The organism is Methylobacterium sp. NMS14P (assembly GCF_028583545.1).
GTDB lineage: Bacteria > Pseudomonadota > Alphaproteobacteria > Rhizobiales > Beijerinckiaceae > Methylobacterium.
Map to the genome: position 1 here is coordinate 2,288,601 of NZ_CP087106.1, position 20,319 is coordinate 2,308,919.

A 20,319-nucleotide genomic window follows, 5' to 3' on the forward strand; every position below is an offset into this window, starting at 1 on the left:
TTCGATGACCACGATCATCATCAAGAAGGTCAAGAAGGCCGCCCACGCCCACCACGGCGGGGCCTGGAAGATCGCCTACGCGGACTTCGTGACCGCCATGATGGCGTTCTTCCTGCTGATGTGGCTGATCAGCATGACGACGCAGGAGCAGAAGATCGGTCTGGCGGAATACTTCTCGCCGGCGGCCCTGAGCCCTGCAACCAGCGGCGCTGGCGGCATCCTGTACGGCACCGCCCTGGACACCGCGGGCAACAAGCCGTCCACGCCGCGCGACGCGGAGCGGGGCTCCGCCGAGCGGGAGGTCACGTCGCGCCCGACCAGTCCCGGCCGCGCCAGCGATGTCGAGGCCAGCCGCCCGGTCGCCAGCGTGGAGGCCAACTGGAGCGCCATAGCCAGCCTCCGGCAGGCGCTCCAGACGATGCCCGACATCGCCGAGCTGTCAAAGAACATCGTGATCGAGCAGACCAAGGAGGGCGTGAACGTGTCCCTCGTGGACCAGGACGGCCGCTCCATGTTCCGCGAGGGCTCCGTCGAGCCCTATGAGCGCACCCGTCGCGTGCTGGAGGCGCTCGCGCCCGCCCTGCGCCGGATGCCCAACCGCCTGTCCATCACCGGCTACACGGCCGTCGCGCGCCCGGGCTCGACGCGGGCCGGCGAACCCTGGAACCTCTCCGCCGGGCGCGCGCTCGCCGTGCGCGAGATCCTGTCGGGTGCCGGGGTTCCCAACGACAACTTCTCCTCCGTGTCGGGGCGCGGCGACACCGAACCGGTTTTCCCCGACAATCCCTACCTCGCGCCGAACCGACGGGTGACGGTCACGCTGCTCAATGCGAGCCCGCCGGTGCCCCCGAACCTCCTTCGCTGACGACGGGACGCCTCGCCGCCTGAGACGACGGGCAAACCGCGTCGGTGCCGCCCGTCGGGTCATCGTGGCGCATCGCGTGCCTCGCGCAGGACTACGAGCCGCCCCGTCGCTCCTGTCGCGCGTGGTCGAGGCGGAGCGGGCGGCCTGCGCGCAGGCCGAGCGTGCCCGCGCCGCGCTGAGGCGGCCGGCTCACGACGCGGCGCGGCAAGCTCGCGGCGCCCGCGAGCGGCACCGCGAGGATCGAGCCCGCCGGACCCGGAGCCTTCGAGACGAGCCGTCCCGACGTGACCTGGTCGAACCCCGGGCATCGTTTCGCCTCGCGGCTTGAGGAATAGGTCACGCGTGCCGGACCTGCGGCCTGCCGGGTCAGGGATCTCGCCAGCACGATGATGCAGAGCGCCCCGTCCGGGCACGCGGTCGGACAGGCGCGGCCTCGCTGATCGCGGCCGCGGTGACATGGCCCTTCAGCAAGATTGACCGCGGGCGAACGCGCCGGTCGAGCCTGCGCGCGCGGATTCGCGAGAGCGCGCGTCCGCGAGCCATCCCGCGCGGCTCGTGGATGATCCGCTCGCCCGCGGCCGTCAGACCCTCGCGCATCGGCCGGGAGCGATGCCGCGCAGGTTCCGCGCTCTCGACCCCAGCGCCTGGAGCCCGGCCAGCGAGACCCCGGCCGCCTCCCGGGCCTCGGCGCCGTCGACCCGGCACAGCCGGTGCGCGCAGGCCACCGGATCGGTCGGGTCTCACGCGCCGAACATCGCCGCCGGGCAGCCGTCCTCGCGCGGGCGGATCGCCGCGCCGGTGATGGTCCACTGATCGACGGCGAGGACCCGGCCGTCGACAGGGCCGCGCGGCGATGGCGGGCCGTGCGCCGGCCCGGAGGGGCGCCTGACCCGGCAGGATGTCCGTCCGCCGCGACAGGTCTTCTCCGCCGCGATCAGGATGAAGCATATCTCATATGTTCGGCCGGCATGGAATAATTCCAATGTACGGCAGATGATGGTCCGGTGCGGCGCCGAAGGACAGTTGATTCTATCCGCGGTCTGAGGCGGATGATTTATTTCATGTGTGGAGATATTTGAAATGACGATCGGTAAGAGGATATTTTATCTCATCAGCGGTATCTTGCTGGCTTTCGTATCGATCGTGGGCGTTCAGATCTCGTCCGTCGGCGCGGTGATGATGGATGGCCGCAAGGCCGCCATCCGCGCCCAGGTCGAGTCGGCGCACGGCATCGTGGCGGCGTTCGCCCAGCAGGCGGAGGCCGGCGCCATCACGGCCGACGAGGCGCGGCGGCGCGCCGCGGAGGCGCTGCGGGCGATGCGCTACAACGGCGGCGACTACGTCTTCGTCTACAGCTCGGCCCCGGGCAATATCGGTCGCAACGTCGTCCATCCCGATCCCAAGATCGAGGGCACGCGGTCCCGCGACGACGCGACGATGAAGAAGACCTTCGTCTGGACGATGATCCGGCACGGCCAGGAGGGCGGCGGCTTCACCGAGTACCGCTGGGCCCGCCTCGGCGAGACCGAGCCCGCCCCGAAGGTCGCCTACTCGCTCGCCTACGAGCCCTGGCAATGGGTCATCAACTCGGCCCTGTACGTGGACGACATCCACGCCATGGACCGGGCGCGGATGGTCACCACCCTGCTCTGGCTGACACCCCTCGCGATCGGGATCGGGCTGGTCGGGTTCCTGCTGGCGCGCAGCATCACGCGACCCCTGAGCGCCTTCACGGCGGCCCTGCGCCGTCTCGCCGACGGCGCGACGGACGCCGACATTCCGGGACTCGGTCGGCGCGACGAGATCGGCCACATGGCCGAGGCCGCCGGCGTGTTCCGGGACAGCATGATCCAGGCCCGGACCTTGTCGACCGAGCAGCGCGCCGAGCAGGAGCGCCGGCAGGAGCGCGCCCAGTGGATGGAGACGGTGACCCGCAGCTTCGACGCCGAGGCGAGCCAGCTCCTGGCGCGGGTCGATACCGCCGCGGCCGGCATGCGGGAGGCCTGCCGGGCGATGGCCGACACCGCCGCGCAGGCCTCGCGGCAGGCGGGCTCGGCGGCCGGGGCGGCGCAGCAGGCGGCGGCCAACGTGCAGACGGTGGCGGCGGCCACCGAGGAGCTGTCCGCCTCGATCGGCGAGATCGGTGGGCAGGTCACCAAGTCGGCCGCGATCGCCGGTCAGGCGGTGACCGAGGCCGAGCGGACCGACCGGCAGATCCGCGGCCTCGCCGGAGCGGCGGAGAGGATCGGGGAGGTCGTGCGGATCATCTCGGCGATCGCCGAGCAGACCAACCTGCTGGCCCTGAACGCCACGATCGAGGCGGCGCGGGCGGGCGAGTCGGGACGCGGCTTCGCCGTGGTCGCCGCCGAGGTGAAGGGCTTGGCCGGGCAGACCGCGAAGGCCACCGAGGAGATCACCGCGCAGGTCGCGGCGATCCAGGGCGAGACGACGGAGGCGGTCGGGGCGGTCCACTCGATCGGCCGGACCGTCGACACGATGAACGCGATCGCCAGCGCGATCGCGGCGGCCGTCGAGCAGCAGCGGTTCGCCACCGGGCACATCTCGCAGAACATCGACGCGGCCGCCCGGGGGACCGACGCGGTGAGCCAGAACGTGGTCTCGGCCTCGTCGGCCGCGGAGGCGACGCACCGCGTGGCCGGGGAGGTCGGCGCGGCCGCGGGCGACGTCTGCCGCAGCGCCGAGGCCCTGCGCGCCGAGGTGATGCGCTTCCTGGTCGAGATGCGCGCCGCCTGAGCGCGCCGTCGCGCGGACGGGCGCAGCCCTGGCGAGCGCAGCCCTGGCGGGCGCCCGTCAGCGCGGCGCGTCGGAGAGGCGCGTCAGAACACCGGCATGGCCCCGGCCACCGTGACGAGCGCGCCCGACGTGTAGCTGCTCTCCTCGGAGGCCAGCATCACGTAGGCCGAGGCGAGTTCGGCCGGTTGTCCGGGCCGGCCGAACGGCACCTGGCTGCCGAAGGATTTCACCGAATCCTGGCTCATCCCGGAGGGGATGAACGGCGTCCAGATCGGCCCGGGCAGCACGCCGTTCACGCGCACGCCCTTGTCGGCGAGCAGCTGGGCGAGGCTGAGCACCATGTTGCTCAGGGCGCCCTTGGTGGCGCTGTAGGCGAGGAGCGACGGCATCGGGTGCTTGGAGTTCACCGAGGAGGTGAAGATCACCGAGGCGCCGGGCTTCAGATGGGCGAGCGCCGCCTTGGTCACGTAGAACGCGCCGAACACGTTGGTGCGGAAATGGTCCTCGAACACCGTGTCGTCGATCTTGGCGAGGTCCTCGTTCGGCTGCTGGAACGCGCCGTTGTTGACCAGCACGTCGAGGCGCCCGAACGTCTCCACCGTGCGGGCGACGATCTGGCGGCCGTAGGCCGCGTCCTTGAGGTCGCCCGGCAGGAGCAGCGCCCGCCGTCCGGCCTTCTCGACCCACTGGGCGACCGCCTCCGCGTCGGCCTGCTCGTCGGGCAGGTAGGAGATGGCGATGTCGGCCCCTTCGCGGGCGAAGGCGATGGCGACCGCGCGGCCGATGCCGGAATCGCCGCCGGTGATCAGCGCCGCCTGGCCGGTCAGCTTGCCCGAACCCTTGTAGCTCGCCTCGCCGTGGTCGGGTTCCGGCTCCATGCGGCCGGTCTTGCCGGGGAAGCTCTGGGGCTGCGCCGCGAAGGGCGGGCGGGGATATTTGTGCAGCGGATCCGTGGTCACGCGTCGTCTCCGATGGGGATGCCGGTCCAACCGCACGGCATCCCGGGTGTTCCGATGCCCCGGCGCCGCGCCCCGCCCGGCACAGTCCCGTTCGAGGCGGCTTCCGTCGCGGGCAACACGAACCCGTGTGCCGACGACGGGCCGACACAGGTCAGCAACAGCCGTTCGCCACTCTGGCCGCGAGGAGGTCCCGCCATGATCGACGTACAGCCGGAGGACCGGGCCGCCCGCGTGATCGACCGCGTCCTGCTCTGCGCGGCGATGCTCTCACTCACCTTCGGACTGGCCACGGGCCTGTGGGGTCTGCTGCAGTGAGCCGGCCCCGGGACTCGGACCCTGCACGGGGATCGGGGACGCGGATCATGATCCGGTCCGGCCGCGCGTCCGCGCGGCGGTCCGGACGCGACTACACCGCCGTGGCGTTGATCGGAGCGGGGCTGACGGTGCTCGCGCTTGCGCTGCTGGTGGTCGGTATCCCGTGAGCGGTCGCCGGCGATGCTGCTGAATCGCGCCGTCGTCGCCGCGCTGATCGCCGCGGTCGCGGCGTTCCTGCTGTACCTGGCGGCCCTCGCCCGCGCGGCGCTGTCACCCAACGAGCCCTACGCGGCCAGCATCGGCCTCACCCTCGACCAGTGCGTGGCCGCCCAGGACAGCCTGTCCGACGCGGAGGCGCGCCTCTACTGCCGCAGGCCCGTGCCGAAGCGCCTGTGACCGGGAGGTCTGCCGCTCTCCCGAAGGCCGCGCGTGATTTTTCCTGACATACCGCGTGACGACATGGTGATTGTCCGCGCGGCGCCCGGGACCTAGACGTCGGAGCACCGGCCGGGTCTGTCGCCGAGCCGGTTCGCAGGAAAGCGCACGGAAGGCCCGGCACCATGGCGGACGACGCGACGATCCGGTCCGGCCGCTGCCATTGCGGGGCCGTGCGCTTCGAGGCGGCCCTCAGCGAGGATCTCGCGTCGATCCGCCGTTGCACCTGCTCCTACTGCCGCATGCGCGGCGCCGTCGTCGTCATGGCGCGGCCGGGCGGGGTCAGGATCCTGCAGGGCGCGGAGGCGCTGACGACCTACCGGTTCCATACCGGGGCGGCGCAGCACTTCTTCTGTTCCCGCTGCGGCGTCTACACGCATCATCAGCGGCGGTCGGACCCGAACGTCCACGCCGTCAACGTGGCCTGCCTGGACGGGGTCAGCCCCTTCGATTTCCCGGAGGTCCCGGTGATGGACGGCGTCAATCACACGAACGATACCGGCCAGCCCACGCGGCGCGCCGGCACGCTGCGCTTCGTCCCCGCAGAGTGACGGCCGCGTGACGGCCGCGTGACGGGGGTGGACCGTCCGCGGTCGGGGACCGGCGTGGGATCCCCGATCGGTCCCGCCCGACTGGCCCGGTCCCCGGGCGCCGCTCCGGACCGCGCCCGGCTCAGGCGCTAGTGATCGTGGCCGCAGCCGCAGCCGGGACCGTGCACGTGTCCGTGATCGTGGGCGTGATCATGGCCGTGCTTCTGGTGCCCGTGCTTCTGGTGCCCGTGCTCGTGATGATGCCCGTGATCGTGGCCGTGATCGTGGCTGTGACCATGGTCGTGCGCGTGATCGTGCGCGTGGTCGTGGTGGGCATGATGATCGTGCCCGTGATCGTGCCCGCAGGTGCTGTGATCGTGGGCGGCCTGCTCGGGCCGGAAGGCGCGGGAGACCGGGGTCGCGACGCAGCCCTGCCCGCGCACCAGCTCGGCCGCGGCGGGTGTCGCCGGCACGTAGAGCACGTCCGCGCCGATCTCGGCGTCCACGTGGCTGCCGCCGAGCTGCCAAGCCAGGCGCAGCAGGCGGGCCGGATTCTCGGCCCGCACCTCAAGGAGGTCCTCGGCGGCCGCCCGCACCGCGACGAGCCGGCCGTCGTCGAGGCGCAGGGCGTCGCCGTCCTCGAGCGCCGCGGCCTTGGTGAGCGCGACGTCGAAGCCGAGGCCGCCCTCGGCGACCAGCGAGCCCGCGACGGCATCCCGGGCCGCGCGGTCGAGGGTCACCGTGTCGGCGACGCGGTCGGCGCGGACCGCGGCCCGGCGGACGATCGTGGTGGCTGTCGGCATGGGACCCTCGGACATGAGCCGGACTGGTGCCGGGCGTGGTGCCGGATAGGGCGTCGCGGCACCGCGGCCGGAGCGCCTCCGACCCGTGGCATAGGGCGAGACGGGAACCGGGCGCAACTCGTCTGGCAACTCGTCTCGCGGCCGATGGAACCTTAGCCGTATGGCCGACATTCCTTTCCTGCTAAGCTCGACCCGATCCGCAACGATCACGGCCACCGGCCGGACCGGATACACAAGGGAGTTCTGGGGACCATGAAGAAGCTGACGGCCGCCGCCATCGCCACCATCGCCGCCCTCTCGCTCGCCGGCTGCAACACCCCGGAGGACCGGGCTCTGGGCGGTGCCGGCCTCGGCGCTCTGACCGGTGCGGCGATCGGCGCGGCGGCCACCGGCCGCGCGGGCGGTGCCCTGGCGGGTGCCGCGATCGGCGGCGCCGGCGGCGCCATCGTGGGCGCCTCGACCGCGCCGCGCTGCCCCTACGGCACCTATCGCGACGCCTACGGCAACGTCTACTGCCGCTGAGCTGAAGGGGGCGGGCCGGGCGCGTCCCGGCCCTTCCTCGCGGCGTGCGGAGCGGCTATCCCGTCGCTCGGCCGGGCCCGTCCCGGCGCCGGAACCCCGCCGCCCCCGATGACAGAGCCGAGCCGAGGATCAGCGCCGGGACCGGTGGTCCCATGAATCAGGCGACCAAGTCTCAGGGTGTCTGGGGCAAGCTCGGCGGCGCCGGATTCGGCCTCGCGATCGGCGGTCCGCTCGGGGCGCTGATCGGCGGGGTCGCGGGCCATTTCCTGCTCGACCGCGTCGGCGCGCCCTTCGGGCGGACGCCGCGCGACGTCGTGTTCACCACCGGACTCGTGGCGCTCGCCGCCAAGATGGCCAAGTCCGACGGCGTCGTGCTGCCCTCGGAGGTCGAGGCGTTCGGCCGGGTCGTGCAGGTGGAGCCGTCCGCGCGGGCGGGCGTCGAGCGCCTGTTCGACCTCGCCAAGAAGACCACGAACGGCTTCGAGGCCTACGCCCACCAGCTGGCGACGACCTTCGGCGACGAGCCGGCGCTCCTCGAGGACGTGCTCGACGGGCTGTTCCAGATCGCCGGCGCCGACGGGGCGCTGCACGAGGCCGAGGAGCGCTACCTGCGCGCGGTCTCGGGCATCTTCGGCTTCGACGAGGCGGCGTTCCGGCGCATCGCCGCGCGCCACGTGCGACTGCCGGACGACCCCTACGGCGTCCTCGGGCTCGACCGCGAGGCGGACGACGCCGCCGTGAGGGTCCGCCACCGGGCACTGGTGGTCGAGCACCACCCGGATCGGGCGCTCGCCCGCGGCCTGCCGACGGAGGCGGTCGCCATCGCCACGCGGCGGCTCGCCGCGATCAACGCGGCCTATGACCGGATCGCGCAGGAGCGCGGGCTGCGGTGAGTCTCGCGCCCGACAGCCCCCTCGCCCGCCGCGTCGCGCCCTCGCCGAACCACGGCGCCCGCCGCGCGGGGCCGCTCGACATGCTGATCCTGCACTACACCGGGATGGACAGCGGGGCCGCCGCCCTCGCGCGCCTGCGCGACCCGCTGAGCGAGGTCTCGGCGCACTACCTCGTGTTCGAGGATGGCGGCATCGTCCAGATGGTGCCGGAGGCCCGCCGGGCCTGGCACGCCGGCGCCGGCGCCTGGAAGGGCGAGACCGACGTCAATTCCCGGTCGATCGGGATCGAGATCGTGAACCCGGGCCATGCCGGCGGCCTGCCGCCCTACCCGGAAGCGCAGGTCGAGGCGGTGATCGCGCTGGCCCGGGACATCCTCGGCCGCTGGCCGATCCCGCCGGAGCGGGTGCTCGCCCATTCCGACGTCGCGCCCGAGCGCAAGGAGGATCCGGGGGAGATCTTCCCGTGGGACCGTCTGGCGGCGGCGGGGGTGGGCCATCGCGTGCCGCCCGCCCGCCTCCAGGACGGCCGCTTCCTCGCGCGGGGCGATGCCGGCCAGCCCGTCGAGGCGCTGCAGGCGATGTTCGCGCTCTACGGCTACGACCTGCCGGTGACCGGGATGTTCGACGCGCGCACCCAGGCGGTGGTCACCGCATTCCAGCGCCATTTCCGCCCGGCGCGGGTGGACGGCGTGGCCGACGCCTCCACCATCACCACCCTGCGCGACCTGATCGCGGCGCTGCCGGCCGCCTGAGCGGTGGGCGCCCGCCCGGCCCTCAGGCGCGGTGGGCCCGGGCCTCGTGGGGGTGCCCGGCCTCCGGGGCCGGCGCGGCCGGCGCGTCGGTCCGGGTCCGCCAGAGGCTGTAGAAGACGCCGGCCGCCAGCAGCGTCAGGGTCACCACCAGGGAGACCCAGGGCTGCACGTGGATGAGCCCGAACGTGTCGGCAACGACGATCTTGGCGCCGATGAAGATCAGGATGAACGCGAGGGCCGTCTTCAGGTAGGCGAACCGGTCGACCATCGCGGCGAGCGCGAAGTAGAGGGCGCGCAGGCCCAGGATGGCGAAGATGTTGGAGGTGTAGACCACGAACGTGTCGGTGGTGATCGCGAAGATCGCCGGCACGCTGTCGACCGCGAAGATCACGTCGGCGCCGTTCACCAGCACCAGGGCGAGCGCCAGCGGGGTGAAGTACAGGGCGACCTTGCCGGTCCTGGGGTCGGTCTTGCGCACCGTGAAGCGCTGGCCGTGCAGGTCTGGCGTGACCCGGAAGGTCGTCTTGAACCAGCGCACGACGGCGCTGTTCTGGAAGTCGCCCTCCTCCTCGTCGCCCGAGAGCAGGATCTTCAGGCCGGCGTAGATCAGGAAGGCGGCGAACAGGGAGAGCACCCAGTGCACCTCGTGCACCAGGGCGGCGCCGAGCCCGATCATCAGGCCGCGCAGCACGACCGCCGCCAGGATGCCCCAGAGCAGGACGCGGTGCTGGGCGGCTCGGGGGATGCCGAGCGCCGTCAGGATCATGGCGATGACGAAGACGTTGTCCATCGACAGCGACTTCTCGACCACGAGGCCGGTGACGTACTCCTCGGCGGAGGACGGCCCGAGATACCACCAGATCCAGCCGCCGAAGGCGAGGCCGAGGGCGAGGTAGAAGCCGGTGAGCAGCAGGCTCTCCCGGACGTCGATCTCGTGCTCCTTGTCGCGGTGGAGGAGCCCGAGGTCGAAGGCGAGCAGGCAGGCGATCAGGACGTGGAACCCGAGCCACATCCACAACGGCTTGCCGAGCCATACGACGGTGAGGACGTCCATCATGTGCGGGACCTGATGCTGATTCCAAATGGAAAGCATCGGCTCCGACATCACGGGCGCTGAGGAGCGCCCGCCAGAGGGGCCCGCAGCCGATGAGGCCGACGTAAGGGGTGATCCAGGCGAATCAAGGGCAGGGCGCCCGGGTGGGGCGCGGGCCGGTGACGATATCCGGCCCCCGTGGCCCCGACGCGACGAAGGCGCGCGCCCGCTTCCGGGAGGCGCGAGCACCTGCACGCGGCCGCGACCGGCTCCGGAGCGATCTCCCGTCTCGAGGTGGGACGCGCGCGAGGTGACGGGCGCGCGTCGCGGCCCGGCGGCGTCACGGGATCGGACGGAGACGATCCCGGGAGGCCGTCAGGCGGAGGGCTCCGGCGTCTCGGCCGCCATCTTCGGCGACGTACGCTCGCGCAGGGGCCGCTCCTCCATCAGCGCCAGGAACGTGAAGGCGCCGAGCAGGCCGAGGCAGGCGGCCAGGAAGACGTGGCGGAAGGTCAGGGCGAGCTGTGCCGGGTCCGCGCCGCGGATCAGGCTCTCCACGTCGTGGGCCCCGCCCCCCGCCCCGCCCGCGGCGCCGCCGAGCACGATCGTGCCGAAGGCCGCCACGATCAGCGCCCCGCCGAGGGAGCGGAAGAAGTTCATCGCGGCGGTGGCGATGCCGAGCTGGTGCGTCTCCACCGCGTTCTGGATCGAGATGGTCGAGAGCGGCAGGATCGTCCCGATCCCCATGGAGAGCAGCGCGAACAGCACCTCCATGAGCCAGAAGGGCAGCGCCCGGCCCTGCCAGGCGATGGTGGCGCAGCAGGCGAGGCTGACGCACATCATCGCCAGGGGCAGGCGCTTGTAGTGCCGGAAATGCAGCATCGACCGGCCCGACAGGGTCGCGCCCGTGACGGTGCCGATCATCAGCGGCACCAGGGCCACGCCGGACTCGCTCGCCGAGAGCCCGATCACCCCTTCGAGGAAGATCGGCACGTAGATGGTGAGCCCGATGAAGGTGCCCATGGCGAAGCACGCCGCCAGCGTCGCGCTGTAGACCACCCGGTCCTTGAGCACCTCCGTGGGGATCAGCGGCTCCGGCGCCGTGGCGAGCCGCGCCGCGAAGCCGCCGCCCAGCACGGCCGCCCCGGCGAGGAGGGTGAGGACCGGCGCCGAGTCCCAGGGATAGCGCACCCCGCCCCAGCTCAGGGCCAGCAGGAGGGTGACGGAGCCCGCCACCATCAGGGCGGCGCCGGGATAGTCCAGCCGGTGGCGGCGCTCGTGGCGCGGCAGGCGCTTCAGGTTGGCGTTGGTCAGCGCGAAGGCGAGGACGCCGATCGGCAGGTTGATCCAGAAGATCAGCGACCAGTGCAGGTGCTGGGCGAAGAGGCCGCCGAGCAGCGGCCCCGCCACCGAGGCCGTCACGAACACGCCCGCGATCACCACCTGATAGCGCGCCCGCTCCTTGGGCGACATGATGTCGGCCAGGATGGTCTGCGCCAGGGCGATCAGCCCGCCGCCGCCGACACCCTGGAGACCCCGGGCGAGCGCCAGCGCCACCATCGTGGGCGCGAGCGCGCAGGCGAGCGAGCCGACCACGAAGGTCGCGATGGCGATCAGCAGCATGATCCGCCGGCCGTGGATGTCGCTGAGCTTGCCGTAGAGCGGGGTCACCGCCGTGGAGGCCAGCAGGTAGGCGGTGACGATCCAGGGCAGGTTCGCGGCGTCGCCGAGGTCGAGGCCGATGGTCGGCATGGCGGTCGCCACGATGGTCTGGTCGAGGGCCGCGAGCAGCATCGCGGTCATCAGCCCGTAGACGATGGCGCGGATCTCGCCGGGGCTGAGCGCGGCCTGCGGGGCGGGCCGCGCCTGGGCCTGCGGCTGAATCTCGGTGACGGCGACGGGACTGGCCACGTGTCTGAGAGCCTCTGATCCGGACCGTGCCGGCCGACCGTCCGGGGCGGACGGGGCCTGGGGCGGCATGAGGGGGGCGCGGGCGGACCGCGGTCGCGGGCCGGTGTGCCGGTATCCGCGGCGCCCGGGATCGGGAAGAACGTGCGTTCGGGCGTGTCCGTTTCCTAGCGCAACGCCGGGGGCCGGCCCATGGCGCCCGGCGCCGATCCGGTCTTCGCCCTTGACAGAGGGCGCCGGGCTGTCGCTCTCCCGGCCCATGCCGGATGACAGGGATGCAATCGCCATCGTGGGCGGCGGGCCGGCCGGGCTCGCCGCGGCCGAGCTGCTGGGGGCGGCCGGCCGCGCGGTCACGGTCTACGAGCGCATGCCGTCGGTCGCCCGCAAGCTGCTGATCGCCGGGCGCGGCGGCCTCAACATTACCCACAGCGAGGCGCGGGCGGCGTTCCTCGCCCGCTACCATCCGGGCGGCGCCCTCGACGCGGCCATCGCGGCCTTCCCGCCCGACGCGCTCAGGGCGTGGTGCGCGGATCTCGGCGAGCCGACCTTCGTCGGCTCGAGCGGCCGCGTCTTCCCGCGGAGCTTCAAGGCCTCGCCCCTGCTGCGGGCGTGGCTGGCGCGGCTCGACCGCCTGGGCGTCCGGATCCGCACCCGCCACCGGCTCACGGGGATCGCAGAGGGCCTGCGCTTCGAGACCCCGGACGGTCCCCTGGACCTCCGGCCCCGCGCCACCCTGCTGGCCCTGGGCGGAGCGAGCTGGCCGCGCCTCGGCTCGGACGGGCGCTGGGTGCCGCTCCTCGAGGGGCTCGGCGTGGCGGTGTCACCCCTGCGTCCGGCCAATGCCGGTTTCGCGACGGCGTGGTCCGACCTGTTCCGGGAGCGCTTCTCCGGCGCGCCGCTGAAGCGGGTGGCGCTCACCTGCGCGGGCACCACGGTGCGGGGCGAGGCCGTGATCACCGAGGCCGGCATCGAGGGCGGGGCGATCTACGCCCTCTCGCGCCCCCTGCGCGAGGCGATCGCGGCCGGGGGCAGCGCGCGGCTCGACGTGGATCTCCGCCCGGACCTGACCCGGGAGGCCCTCGCCCGCCGCCTGTCCGGCGCCCGGCCGGGCGACTCGGCCGCCACCCGGCTGCGCAAGGCCGCGGGCCTTGCGCCCGTGGCGGCGGGGCTGCTGCGCGAGGCGGCCGGCGCCGCACTCCCGGCGGAGCCCGGGGCCCTCGCCGGGCTGATCAAGGCCGCGCCCATCACCCTCACCGCCTCCGCGACGATCGAGCGGGCGATCTCGACGGCGGGCGGCGTCCGGCTCGACGCCCTCGACGGGCGCTCCATGCTGCGCGCCCATCCCGGCCTGTTCCTGGCCGGCGAGATGCTCGACTGGGAGGCGCCGACCGGCGGCTACCTGCTCCAGGGCGCCTTCGCGGGCGGCCGGGCGGCCGCCGCCGGGATGCTCGACTGGCTGCGCGAGACCGGCGGCTGACCCGCCGGTCTCAGGGCCGCTCGCCTCACGGCCGCGTGCAGAACCCGACGATGCCGGTCGCCTCGGCCGGGCAGCTGGCGCCCTCCCCGTCGTAGGTCGGCGCGCCGCCCTTGAGGCAGTGGGCCGTGACCAGCATCTCCCCGGTCCCGCAGGTGATCGCGCAGCCCCCCGGACAGTCGGATTTGCGCACGGGCCGCAGGCTGGCGGCGGTGGCCTCGCCCTTCGGGCCCGGGCCGCCCTGCGGCCCGACCGGACCCCGCGGCCCGGGAGGGCCCTGTAGGCCCGAGGCTCCCGTGTCGCCCTTCGGGCCCGGTGCGCCCTGCGGTCCGGCCGCGCCCGTGGGACCGGGCTCCCCTTTCGGGCCGGGCTCGCCCTGGGAACCCGTATCGCCCTTGAGGCCCTGATCTCCCTTGAGCCCCGGCTCACCCTTGGGACCGGTCTCACCCTTGGGACCGGTCTCACCCTTGGCCCCCGTCTCGCCGGGCGGTCCCGCCGCGCCCTGGGGACCGGTCGGTCCGGGCGGACCCTCGGGCGCGCAGTTCGCCACGACCGCCTCGCGCTCGTCCGGCTCCGCCTTCAGCGTCACCACGCAGGTCGAGGGCCGGTAGGGCAGCCGGAAGGTGAACCGGCCGCGCCGGTCGGCCTGGATCGAGATGTCGTCGTCCAGCACCACGATCGCCCCGGGCTTGCGCACGGAGCCCGAGATCCGCAGGTCGCCGGCCTCGATCCGCGCGTCGTAGACCATGATCGGCTGGCTCGGGGCCTGCGCGTGCCGGACCCGCGGCCGGGCGGGGCGCGACCGCCCCGCCGCGGGGGCGGCCGCGGCCGGATCCGGGGCGGCGGCACCCGGCGGATCCGCCTGCTGGCCGAGCGCCGCCCCCGACAGGGCGAGCAGGAGCGTCAGGGTGAGGGCTGAGCTGAGGGCTGAGCGCATGCGCGGTCCGGTTCGGCCGCGTCACGCGCGCGGCGTCCGGACATTGGTCTCGCCCCGCGATTGCGGTCAACCGCGACCTCGGACCCCGTGGGGAAGGCCGATTCCACAGGCGTCCACAGCCGTCCACAGGCCAAGCCGCTGCCGCCACGCGCGATTCCGGGACCCCGCGGAAACCGTTTGTGCATGTTCCTGTTATGTTCCTATCGTCCAGCATGACCGGAGCCGATGGAGATGGGGCTGGACCCTGCGGACGAGACCGAGGCGGCGCGCCCGTCGGGCGATCTCCGGGCCCGGCTGGCGGCCCTGCGGGTGCGCCTCGCGCCGCCGGATCGCGGCCGGGATCCGTCCCCGGTCCTGCCGCTCGGTGTTCCGGATCTCGACGCGCACCTGCCCGGCGGCGGCCTCGCCCTCGGGCCACCCCACGAGATCGCGCCGGCCGAGCCCGCGGACGCGATCGCGGCCCTGGGCTTCGCGCTGGCGCTCTGCGCCCGCCAGCTCGCCCGGGAGCCCGGGGAAGCGCTGATCGCCGCCGCGCCCGGCCAGCCCGTGCCCTACGGACACGGCCTCGGCGGCCTCGGCCTCGACCCCGGCCGCCTGCTGCTGCTGGAAGCCGGCAGCGACGCGGAGGTGTTCCGCGCCCTGGAAGCGGCCCTGCACGCGCGGGCGCTCACGGCCCTGATCGGCCTCCTGCGGGACGGGCTGCCGCTGAAGCCGGGCCGGCGCCTGCAGCTCGCCGCGGAAGGTCCGGCGCCGCCGCTGCTGCTGATCCTGCGGCCGGCGCCGGCCGGTCTGCCCAACGGGGCCGCCACGCGCTGGCGGATCGCCGCCGCGCCGGCGGCGCGGGACCGGTTCGGGACCCTGGACAGGCCGCGCTGGCGGGCACGGCTCGAGCGCTGCCGCAACGGGCGCGGCGGCGACTGGCTTCTGGAGTGGGACCATGCCGCGCATCGTCTGCATCTGCCTGAGCCACTGGCCGGTGACGCGGCTGCGGCGGGCCGGTCTCGCGCCTGAGCGCGGCCCCCTCGCGGTGGCGGCCGAGGGGTCCGGCGGGCTGCGGCTCGTGGCCCTCGATCCGGAGGCCCGCGCCCTGGGCCTCCAGATCGGCGAGCCCCTCGGCCGGGTCAGGGCGCGGATCGGCGTGCCGCTCCAGGTCTACCCCGCCGACCCGGAGGCCGACCGGGACGCCCTGCTGCGGCTGTGCCGCTGGGCGAGCGGGTACGCGCCCCTCGTGGCGCCGTTCGGGCCGGGCGAGGCGGCGGACGGGCTCTACATCGACGTCGCCGGCGCGAGCCACCTGCGCGGCGGCGAGGCGAACCTCGTCGCGGACTTGGCCGCCCGGCTCGCGCGGAGCCGCATCCCGGCGGGGATCGCGCTGGCCGACACGCCCGGCGCGGCCTTCGCGCTGGCCCGTCACGGTGGGGCCGACCCGATCGTGGTGCCGCCGGGCGGCGCTGCCGAGGCCCTGCGGGACCTGCCCGTGGAGGCCCTGCGCCTCGATCCCGGCACGGTGGCGGGCCTGAAGCGGCTCGGCCTGCGCAGGATCGGCGCGCTCGACGCTCTCCCCCGCGGCCCCCTCGCCCGCCGCTTCGGCGCGGCGCTGCTGCTGCGCCTCGATCAGGCCCTGGCCCGCCGGCCCGAGCCGCTGGCGCCCCTGACGGAGGCGGCCGACTACGCCGCCGCCCGGGGCTTCCTCGACCCGATCGGGCGGCAGTCGGACATCGTCCGGACCGCCCGGGACCTGATGGCGGAGACCGCGCCCCGGCTGGAGCGGGACGGGCTCGGCGCCTGCGCCCTGCGCCTCGGCCTGCACCGGGTCGACGGCGCCCTGCGCATCCTCGATCTCGGCCTGTCCCGCCCCGAGCGCTGCCCGGAGCGGGTCGCGGCCCTCGTCTCCCTGCGCCTCGACCGGCTGGGCTCCGCCCTCGACGCCGGCTTCGGCTTCGAGACGGTGGCGCTCGCCGTGACGGTGACCGGTCCCATGCCGGCCCGCCAGACGGATCTCGGCGCGGCGGCCGCGGGCGACGGGGTCGGCTTCCTGGCCGACGCCCTGGCCCAGCGCCTCGGGCGGGCGCTGCTCCGGCTCGAGCCCCGGGCGAGCCATCTGCCGGAGCGGGCCGACCGGGGCCGCGTCTGGGTTGCCGGAGAGGGGCACGGATCGTCAGCCGATCAAGGCGTCGGTCGGCGACGGGTGCGTCTCCTTCCCCCCTCTGCCGCTGCGGGACTGGGGGATACCTTCATCAGGGCCGGCAGGACGGCGTCAGGATCGCTCACAGGTCCCCTCTCCCGTGTGGGAGAGGGACAGGGTGAGGGGCGAGGGCTGTTCGGAAAAGGCACGTCCGATCCGTGCGTTGATGGTGTGCGCAGTTCTGTGTCTTCCTGTCCCTCACCCCAACCCTCTCCCGCACGGGAGAGGGGGCCGGTCGCGCTCCTTCACCAAGGTCGCCGCCCGGCCGAGATGGGTGAGCCTTCCCGCACAGAGGAGGAAGGGAAGGCGCGTGCCATCGCCTCCCCCTGGCCCGAATACCTCCCGCCCCGCCCCCTGGTGATCTTCCCGCGCGGCGAGGCCGCCCTCGACGTGCTCTCGACCGTCCCGGAGGGGCCGCCCCGGCGCTTCCGCTGGCGCGCCCGGATCCACCGGGTCGCCCATGCCGAGGGGCCGGAGCGGATCGCCGCCGAATGGTGGCGCGAGCCCGGCGCGGATCGCGATTACTACCGCATCGAGTGCGAGGCCGGGCACCGGCTCTGGCTCTACCGCGACGGCCCGCACGCCCCCGACCGCCCGGCCGCGTGGTACGTCCACGGGCTGTTCGCGTGAGCGCGCCTCAGGTCCCGTACGCCGAGCTCGCCGTCACCACGAACTTCTCCTTCCTGCACGGCGCCGCGCACCCGCAGGAATTCGTCGTGCAGGCGGCGGCCTACGGCCTCAGGGCGATCGGCATCGCCGACCGCAACACCGTGGCCGGCGTGGTGCGGGCGCACGCGGCGGCGCGCGCCCTCGAACCGCAGGGCACCGCGATCCGGTTCCTGCCGGGGGTGCGCCTCGTCACCGAGGAGGGGTTCGAGGCCGTCACCTACCCGATGGACCGGGAGGCCTGGGGGCGCCTGTGCCGGCTGCTCACCCTGGGCAACCGGCGCGTCCGCAAGGGCGCGTGCCGCTTCTCCTTCGCCGAGATGCTGGAGGCCGCGGAGGGGCAGATGCTGATCGCCATGCCCCCGGCCCGGCGCCTGCCGGAGGGCTTCCGGGCGCGGCTGGAGGCGCTCGCCGCCGCGGCCCCGGGCCGGACCTTCCTCGGCGCGAGCCACACGCGCCGCGGCGACGAGCGGCGGCGCCTCGGGCTGCTCGCCGAGCTGGGCGCGGCCTCCGGCGCCCCGATGGTCGCGGTCTCGGACGCGCTCTACCACCATCCCGACCGACGCCCGCTCCAGGACGTGGTCACCTGCATCCGCGAAGGCTGCCGGATCGAGGACGCCGGCTACCGCCTGGAGGCCAACGCCGAGCGCCACCTGAAGCCCGCCGCCGAGATGGCGCGGCTGTTCGCCGACCACCCGGAGGCGCTGGCCCGCACCGTCGAGATCGCCGAGGCCTGCGATTTCAACCTGTCGCAGCTGCATTACGAGTACCCGGACGAGCCCGTGCCCCCCGGGCGCACGCCGCAGGAATACCTGGAGGAGAAGACCTGGGAGCGGGCACGCTGGCGCTACGCCGGCGACGTCCCGGACGCCGTCGCGGCGACGCTCCGCGACGAGCTGCGGCTCATCGCCAAGATGGACTACGCCCGCTATTTCCTGACCCTGTTCGACGTGGTCGAGTTCGCCCGCGGCCAGGGCATCCTCTGCCAGGGCCGCGGCTCGGCGGCCAATTCCGCCGTGTGCTTCTGCCTCGGCATCACCGCGGTGGACCCGTCGAAGCACCGCCTGCTCTTCGCCCGCTTCATCTCGGAGAACCGCGGCGAGCCCCCCGACATCGACGTCGATTTCGAGCACGAGCGCCGCGAGGAGGTGATCCAGCACCTCTACGCGCGCTACGGCCGCGAGCGCGCCGCCCTCTGCGCCACGGTGATCCACTACCGCCCGCGCATGGCGATCCGCGAGGTCGGCAAGGTCTTAGGCCTGACCGAGGACGTGACCGCGGCGATCGCCGACACGGTCTGGGGTTCCTGGGGCACCGGCATGCCGGACCAGCACGTCCGCGAGGCCGGCCTCGACCCGGAGAACCCCGCGATCCGGCAGGCGCTCGACCTCGCTCACCAGCTGATCGGCTTCCCCCGCCACCTGTCGCAGCATGTCGGCGGCTTCGTGCTGACCCGCGGCCGCCTCGACGAGACCGTGCCGGTGGGCAACGGCGCCATGGCGGACCGCACCTTCATCGAGTGGGACAAGGACGACATCGACGCGATCAAGCTGATGAAGGTCGACGTGCTGGCGCTCGGGATGCTGACCTGCCTCAAGCGCGGCCTCGACTTCCTGGAGCGCGACCACGGCACGTTCTACGAGACGCTGGCCGACCTGCCGCAGGACGATCCCGAGACCTACGCGATGCTGGCGAAGGCCGATTCCGTCGGCGTGTTCCAGGTCGAGAGCCGGGCGCAGATGTCGATGCTGCCGCGCCTCAAGCCCAAGGAGTTCTACGACCTCGTGGTCCAGGTCGCGATCGTGCGCCCCGGCCCGATCCAGGGCGACATGGTCCATCCCTACCTGCGCCGCCGCTCGGGGATCGACCCGGTGGAGTACCCGGCCCCGCACCCGGATCACGGCCCGGCGGACGAGTTGAAGGAGGTCCTGCAGAAGACCTACGGGGTGCCGCTATTCCAGGAGCACGCCATGCAGATCGCCATCACGGCGGCGGGCTTCACCCCGGCCGAGGCCGACGGCCTGCGCCGGGCGATGGCGACCTTCCGCCACGTCGGCTCGATCGGCGGGTTCGCGGAGAAGTTCGTGGGCGGCATGACCCGCCGGGGCTACCCGACGGATTTCGCCGAGCGCTGCTTCGCGCAGATCCGCGGTTTCTCGACCTACGGCTTCCCGGAGAGCCATGCGGCGAGCTTCGCGCTGCTCGTCTACGCCTCGGCCTGGATGAAGTGCCGGCACCCCGACGTCTTCCTGGCCGCGATCCTCAACGCCCAGCCGATGGGCTTCTACCAGCCGGCCCAGCTGGTGCGCGACGCCCGGGCCCACGGGGTCGAGGTGCGGGGCGTCTGCGTCAACGCCAGCGACTGGGACTGCACCCTGGAGCCGGCCGGGGATCCCGCGCTGCACGCCGTGCGGATCGGCCTGCGGGTGGTCCGCGGCCTCCCCGAGGCCGCCATGCGCCGGCTCGTGCGGCTGCGCGCCAACGGCTACGCCAGCATCGAGGGCCTGCAGGCGTCCCTCGCCCTGCCCCGCAACACCCTGGAGCGCCTGGCCGAGGCGGACGCGTTCCGGTCGCTCGGCCTCGACCGGCGCGCCGCCCTGTGGATGGTCCGCACCCTGGAGGGGACCTCGGCGCGCAAGGCCGCCAGGGCCGACGGCTCGGAGCGCCGCGCCCATCTCCTCGAAGCGCCCCTGCCGCTCTTCGCGTGGCACGCCGATGACGGCCTGTTCCGGCACGAGCCGGCGGTGGACCTGCCGGCCCTGGCCCCGTCCGAGGCGGTGGCCGAGGATTACGCCGCCACCGGCCTGTCGCTGCAGGGGCACCCGGTCGCCTTCTTCCGGGGGCGGCTCGCCCGGATCGGCGCGATCCCGGCCCGGGCCCATCTCGACCCGGCCCTGCCCCAGGGGGCGCGGGTCACGGTGGCGGGGCTCGTGCTGATCCGCCAGCGGCCCGGCACCGCCAAAGGCGTGGTCTTCCTGACCCTGGAGGACGAGACCGGTATCGCCAACGTGATCGTCTGGAAGACCGTGTTCGAAGCGAACCGCCGGACCGCCATGCAGGCAAGGTTCCTCGCGGTGCGCGGCCGGATCCAGCGGGCGGACGGGGTGGTACACCTCGTGGCGGAGGGGTTTCGCGACCTCACCGCCGCCCTGCGCGACCTGCGGGAGGCCGGCATGAAGCTGCCGCCCGAGAACACGGATTTCGGCGTGCCCCCGGACCGGCGCGTGTATCGCAGCCGGGATTTCCACTGAGGCGCGCCCCTCGACGGGCCTCTCGACAGGCCCCGCG

At 73.8% G+C, this 20,319-nt stretch carries 16 protein-coding genes; 11 read left to right on the forward strand and 5 right to left on the reverse strand.

The genetic code is table 11. The features are described from left to right. Nucleotides 1-4 precede the first annotated feature (4 nt). Together LOK46_RS10875 and LOK46_RS10880 are read left to right on the forward strand one after the other, a co-directional pair. Nucleotides 5-865, forward strand: a complete 861-nt coding sequence (locus LOK46_RS10875) for a flagellar motor protein MotB (protein ID WP_273563784.1) — start codon at nt 5-7, stop codon at nt 863-865. Between the two features lie 1,122 nt (nt 866-1,987). Further along, nucleotides 1,988-3,619, forward strand: a complete 1,632-nt coding sequence (locus tag LOK46_RS10880) for a methyl-accepting chemotaxis protein (protein ID WP_273563785.1) — start codon at nt 1,988-1,990, stop codon at nt 3,617-3,619. 83 nt (nt 3,620-3,702) lie between these two features. On the opposite strand, the gene LOK46_RS10885 is transcribed toward LOK46_RS10880, so the two are convergent. Further along, a complete protein-coding gene (locus LOK46_RS10885) occupies nt 3,703-4,578 on the reverse strand; it encodes an SDR family oxidoreductase (RefSeq protein WP_273563786.1) in 876 nt (291 codons plus the stop codon). A gap of 495 nt (nt 4,579-5,073) precedes the next feature. Here LOK46_RS10885 and LOK46_RS10890 point away from each other — a divergent pair, with 495 nt between their 5' ends. Then, nucleotides 5,074-5,289 (forward strand): hypothetical protein, encoded by a 216-nt coding sequence (locus LOK46_RS10890; protein ID WP_273563787.1) that lies wholly within the window; start codon nt 5,074-5,076, stop codon nt 5,287-5,289. 164 nt (nt 5,290-5,453) lie between these two features. Further along, on the forward strand, nt 5,454-5,879 hold the full coding sequence (locus LOK46_RS10895; RefSeq protein WP_273563788.1) for a GFA family protein: 426 nt from the start codon (nt 5,454-5,456) through the stop codon (nt 5,877-5,879). Nucleotides 5,880-6,007: 128 nt separating this feature from the next. On the opposite strand, the gene LOK46_RS10900 is transcribed toward LOK46_RS10895, so the two are convergent. Beyond that, on the reverse strand, nt 6,008-6,661 hold the full coding sequence (locus tag LOK46_RS10900; protein WP_273563789.1) for an urease accessory protein UreE: 654 nt from the start codon (nt 6,659-6,661) through the stop codon (nt 6,008-6,010). 252 nt (nt 6,662-6,913) lie between these two features. Here LOK46_RS10900 and LOK46_RS10905 point away from each other — a divergent pair, with 252 nt between their 5' ends. The 3 genes from LOK46_RS10905 (at nt 6,914) to LOK46_RS10915 (ending at nt 8,828) form a co-directional block, all read left to right on the forward strand. Then, nucleotides 6,914-7,183, forward strand: coding sequence for a hypothetical protein (locus tag LOK46_RS10905; RefSeq protein ID WP_012318984.1), 270 nt, complete (start codon nt 6,914-6,916; stop codon nt 7,181-7,183). A gap of 152 nt (nt 7,184-7,335) precedes the next feature. Next, on the forward strand, nt 7,336-8,076 hold the full coding sequence (locus LOK46_RS10910; protein ID WP_273563790.1) for a TerB family tellurite resistance protein: 741 nt from the start codon (nt 7,336-7,338) through the stop codon (nt 8,074-8,076). After that, entirely contained in the window at nt 8,073-8,828 is a 756-nt protein-coding gene (locus LOK46_RS10915) for an N-acetylmuramoyl-L-alanine amidase (RefSeq protein WP_273563791.1), read from the forward strand. Before LOK46_RS10910 ends, LOK46_RS10915 begins: the two co-directional genes overlap by 4 nt. Nucleotides 8,829-8,850: 22 nt before the next feature. Here LOK46_RS10915 and LOK46_RS10920 read toward each other — a convergent pair whose 3' ends face one another. Next, nucleotides 8,851-9,885: a TerC family protein gene (locus LOK46_RS10920; protein ID WP_273563792.1), complete on the reverse strand. Its 1,035-nt coding sequence runs from the start codon at nt 9,883-9,885 to the stop codon at nt 8,851-8,853. A gap of 351 nt (nt 9,886-10,236) precedes the next feature. Then, complete coding sequence (locus tag LOK46_RS10925) at nt 10,237-11,772, reverse strand: MDR family MFS transporter (protein ID WP_273563793.1); 1,536 nt, start codon at nt 11,770-11,772, stop codon at nt 10,237-10,239. A 256-nt stretch (nt 11,773-12,028) separates the two neighbouring features. Here LOK46_RS10925 and LOK46_RS10930 point away from each other — a divergent pair, with 256 nt between their 5' ends. After that, nucleotides 12,029-13,246, forward strand: a complete 1,218-nt coding sequence (locus LOK46_RS10930) for a TIGR03862 family flavoprotein (RefSeq protein WP_273564579.1) — start codon at nt 12,029-12,031, stop codon at nt 13,244-13,246. A 25-nt stretch (nt 13,247-13,271) separates the two neighbouring features. On the opposite strand, the gene LOK46_RS10935 is transcribed toward LOK46_RS10930, so the two are convergent. Continuing rightward, the gene (locus tag LOK46_RS10935) at nt 13,272-14,180 is read right to left on the reverse strand and encodes a collagen-like protein (protein WP_273563794.1); all 909 of its coding nucleotides are present in this window, start codon (nt 14,178-14,180) and stop codon (nt 13,272-13,274) included. A 225-nt stretch (nt 14,181-14,405) separates the two neighbouring features. Between LOK46_RS10935 and LOK46_RS10940 the strand changes: the two genes are divergently transcribed. From LOK46_RS10940 to LOK46_RS10950, 3 genes are read left to right on the forward strand one after another with little or no spacing between them, the layout of a single operon-like run. After that, nucleotides 14,406-15,191, forward strand: coding sequence for an ImuA family protein (locus tag LOK46_RS10940; protein ID WP_273563795.1), 786 nt, complete (start codon nt 14,406-14,408; stop codon nt 15,189-15,191). Next, entirely contained in the window at nt 15,118-16,995 is a 1,878-nt protein-coding gene (locus tag LOK46_RS10945) for a DUF6504 family protein (RefSeq protein WP_273563796.1), read from the forward strand. The genes LOK46_RS10940 and LOK46_RS10945 overlap by 74 nt, the downstream gene beginning before the upstream one ends. Beyond that, a complete protein-coding gene (locus LOK46_RS10950) occupies nt 16,992-20,282 on the forward strand; it encodes an error-prone DNA polymerase (protein WP_273563797.1) in 3,291 nt (1,096 codons plus the stop codon). The genes LOK46_RS10945 and LOK46_RS10950 overlap by 4 nt, the downstream gene beginning before the upstream one ends. Nucleotides 20,283-20,319: the final 37 nt, after the last annotated feature.